This is a genomic window from Microcystis sp. M53603_WE2 (assembly GCF_030065435.1).
Genome location: NZ_JASJFF010001052.1, coordinates 1 through 4,017 on the forward strand (window position 1 = coordinate 1; position 4,017 = coordinate 4,017).

Here is a 4,017-nt window from a genome sequence, read left to right on the forward strand (position 1 = left end):
ATAGGAAAAAGATTAGATACTCTCAAATCTTACCTTGATCGCTCCCTGATCCTTAGCATAGATTTGTAAAAAGGCTGAAAATGCTTCAGCCTCGTCTAAAAAATTAGATTTTACCATCAAAATTAAGGAATAGGATTAGCCGAATCCTTGCTTGCTAGGGTTTCGGGAACAGTTTCCGTCTTACCAAAAGCGACTCTGAGGAAGGGAGGAGCGAGGAAAGTGGTCAGGATTACCATAATAATAATCGACACCTCCAAAGGCTTATCTAAAATTCCGCTGGCCGAACCAATCCCAGCAAAAACTAAACCCACCTCACCCCGGGGAATCATACCCACACCGATGGCGAGGCGATTGATTCCGGATATGCCAAAAACTGCCCAGCCTGTCACCAGTTTACCAACGATCGCCACAACCAGCAAAAAGACAGCGATCAAAAGTCCGGCCCGATTCTCCGGTACCGTTGGGTTTAAAACACCGAGATCAGCACGCGCTCCCACCGTCACAAAGAAAATCGGTACAAGCAAATCGGCGATCGGTTTAATTAACTCATCCAACTCGTTCCGGGTATCAGTTTCATCAAGCACCAAACCCGCAGCAAAAGCCCCTAAAATCGCTTCAAGATGAATAGCATTGCCCAAAAATGCCATAAAGAAAGCGAAGACAAATGCCGGAATAACAATATTGCCCCGAGTTTTCAGCCGCTCCACGATCGCCACAAAACTTTTGTTAAAAATACCTCCCAACAAAATTGATCCGATCAAAAAGGCCGTAGCGCTGACAATCAGATAAATAACATTGGTCACATCAATCTCACCAGTTTTGGCTAAACTAGCGACCACAGCCAGAACAATAATACCGAGGACATCATCGATCACCGCCGCACCGACAATAATTTGCCCTTCTTTGGATTTGAGTTGACCTAACTCGGACAACACCTTCGAGGTAATACCGATACTGGTTGCCGTTAAGGCTGCCCCCGCAAAAATCGCCGGGATAGCCGCCACATGAAAGACGAGCATTAACCCGGCCGTACCTGCCGCAAAAGGTGCCGCAACCCCCACACAGGCCACAACCGTGGCTTGAATTCCCACTTCCTTGAGTTGTCGCAGATCCGATTCTAGGCCAATTTCAAACAGCAGAATAATCACACCGATTTCAGCTAGAACCGAAATCACTTCACTTTGGGACTCAAAGATTCGCTCTACGGCAGCCGGGGCCAATTGATTCAATCCTTGCAGTACCGTCATAATCACCGAGTCCGAGGCCGATAGTCCCCCTTCGGGAAAGATGAGCAGATGCAGTGCCGAAACGCCGACAATCACACCAGCGACCAGTTCTCCCAGTACCGGCGGAAAATCCAATCGTCTGGCGGCCTCTGCGCCGAGCTTGCTGGCCAGATAAATCACCACCAGTGTCAGCAATACGCCAGAGAGAATAATCGGTGAATCCTCGGCCACAACGGTGGCGAGCAAGGGGAGCGGAGCCATGGGAGCCGCTATCTCCCCGATCAAAGGAGGCAGAATAGGGGACAAAATCATGAGTTTAAAGGGATGAGGGTTTAAAGGTTTTAGGTAGGGTCTGCTGAAAAAGTTTTTCGTGGGGGCAGGGTGTGGGGTGTGGGGTATAGGGTGTAGGGTTTTACCGATTTTGAGGTAGTCAGTTACCTAATTTTCAGGGAAAAAGTCCAGGAATTTTACCCCCAATCACTCCAATGGTCAGCACTTTTTGAGGGAAAAAAGCCTAAAAGCCTTATCCAACAAGGTTTTTAGATTTATTCAGCAAGCCCTAGGTGGTCATAAAACTGGGGGATAGGAAAAAGGGCCACCGCTCAAGGACAGTCAGGCTGCAGATGGGGTGGCCCGGATCAAGACAAGCTTAGTTGTCTAGATTTCACAGCCCTCTGGTCCACAGAAACTCTGTCCGTACAGAACCTCCGCATCACAGAGATAGATCATGCCCGCAAAATTGAGGAAAAACTGATCGGCAACCTGCTTGGCAATATTTTGGGCCATAATTCGATCGGGGGTAAGTATCTCGAACTTAACATTCGTATCGGTTTCGGAAACGTGGGGTTGTCCCGACGAGCGCACGTTGCGACTGCCTTTACCGCCAGTATCCATCACCGTGTAACCACTCGCCCCGCATTCTTCGATGATCTTGGCGACTTTTTTCAACAAAATCTTTTCTGTGACGATGACGAGCTTTTTGGCTGGTTTGGCCATGTTGATTATCTCCTTAAATGTGTACATTTATTTGCTTGGTAAGCCCCGTCAAGGGAGCGCCCACAGACCACAATCCTAGCCGCCGCTGAGGGCCTGGGCGAGACCAAGGAAGAAGGGTATGCACAAGCCGATCGCTACGGGCGTACCGATGGCCGTGGACGCGCCTATATAGGCGGAGGGATTAGCCGAGGGGATACCGGCCCGCAACGTGGGCGGCCCGGAGATGTCGGAACTAGAGGAAGCGATGACGGCCAGAACCACGACACCGCCCCAGCTGAACCCGGTGGCGTAGTGGGCAATCATGCCGAGACCGAAGGCGATTAGACCATGTACAAACGGTGCTAGGACGCTATAGACGACATACCACTGGGCCACCTTACGCAGTTCACCAACCCTTGACCAAGCCTCCATCCCCATGACCAGCATCAAGATTGAAAGCAAGCCACGAAAGAGGGGATCGTAGAAGCTTTTATAGACAGTTTCCGGCTGGGTGAATATGCCCAAAGCCAGACCTAATAACATGGCCGATAGGGCAGGTCCGCGAAGGCTTTCTTCAATGATCGGCCAGATCTTGACCCGATTATCCGTAGGCTGCTGCTGACTGAGATACTCCTGCCGACTGCTGGGATAATCCTGCTGATCGGAATAATCCCCGGCCGCCACCGGCTGCTTGCTAAAAGACTCGCGGTCGTAGGCCGATTCTTTCTGCTTCTTCTTGTTAAGATAAATGTTAGCCACCACGATCGCCGTTACCAGCGCCGGGATATCCATAAAGGGATAGAGTGCGCCGGCCCAGGCCTCGTAGGGGATCTTTTGTTCTTCGAGTACCGTCAGACCGGCTGCCATAGTCGAGCCACTCACGGCTCCAAATAACCCCCCAGTTGCGATCGCATCCACCACTTTCACCTTGGGCAGATTGGCTAAGGTATAGCGTGCGACGAAGACCACAATAATCCCTACTATGACGGCAAAGATCATTGGTAATACCATTTCCGTCAGGTTGGAATTGCGGATGGCAATCCCGCCGGTCAGACCGATTTTGGTCAGCAGCATGAAGACGATGATCGTACAAATCGACTCTGGGATGACCAATTCACTACCGAGAGCGGCAATGATCATGCCACCAATCAAAAAGGCCAGCGTTGGCGACTGCAACTGCTGGATAAAGTCCATGACAAACAATGAGAAAAAATCCACGAATACCTCCTTAAGCCTCCCCTGATGAGGAGTATTGAATATAAACGAACTAAATGAACCTTCAAAAGCTGAAAGAGAGTAAGAGTAAGGCTCTTTACCCCTTAAGCAAACCTGTTGCGGGCAGAACTTTGGACAGTGTCAAGTCCGCAGGTAAGCCTAATTCGGGATTTTTGTCGGTTAAACTGGCCTCGATCGCCGTCCCAGAAGCCACCCCGAAGGCAAGAGCTAGAGGGAGAGAAACGCTGGCAGCTGTTACACCACCGAAGCTATCGCCCCGCAAATTGTCAAAATGAATACGATTGGTTATTTCCATGAGAATCCAACTGAGCAAAGGATTTTTTGCCATAACAAAGCTGGCGGTTGACAGACCAGCCTTGATAGACAAAACTTTATGGTTTTTAAAGATCGATTGTTCTAAATCTATACTAGAACGGATAGCTTGACAAGCAAATTTTTGTAAATTGAGTTTAAATCGATATATCTTTACAAAAGTATTGATTTAAACCTATGATATAAGCGGGGTGGGGAGGTTTTTACTCGTTCCCCTCCATTCCTGCTTCTGTTTAGCAAAGCTCCTCAAGGCAGTAACAGAAGTGTA

4 protein-coding genes are annotated in these 4,017 nt (G+C 49.3%); all 4 read right to left on the bottom strand.

From position 1 onward, the window contains the following. Positions 1 to 122 precede the first annotated feature (122 nt). The gene (locus PX481_RS22175; RefSeq protein ID WP_288096066.1) at positions 123 to 1,538 is read right to left on the bottom strand and encodes a cation:proton antiporter; all 1,416 of its coding nucleotides are present in this window, start codon (positions 1,536 to 1,538) and stop codon (positions 123 to 125) included. A 345-nt stretch (positions 1,539 to 1,883) separates the two neighbouring features. Further along, positions 1,884 to 2,222 carry a P-II family nitrogen regulator gene (locus PX481_RS22180; RefSeq protein WP_002757700.1) on the bottom strand — a complete coding sequence of 113 codons (339 nt, stop codon included), beginning with the start codon at positions 2,220 to 2,222 and terminating at the stop codon, positions 1,884 to 1,886. A gap of 75 nt (positions 2,223 to 2,297) precedes the next feature. Continuing rightward, complete coding sequence (locus tag PX481_RS22185) at positions 2,298 to 3,419, bottom strand: sodium-dependent bicarbonate transport family permease (protein WP_288096068.1); 1,122 nt, start codon at positions 3,417 to 3,419, stop codon at positions 2,298 to 2,300. A 94-nt stretch (positions 3,420 to 3,513) separates the two neighbouring features. Next, the gene (locus tag PX481_RS22190) at positions 3,514 to 3,765 is read right to left on the bottom strand and encodes a sulfate permease (RefSeq protein WP_080603588.1); all 252 of its coding nucleotides are present in this window, start codon (positions 3,763 to 3,765) and stop codon (positions 3,514 to 3,516) included. Positions 3,766 to 4,017 lie beyond the last annotated feature (252 nt).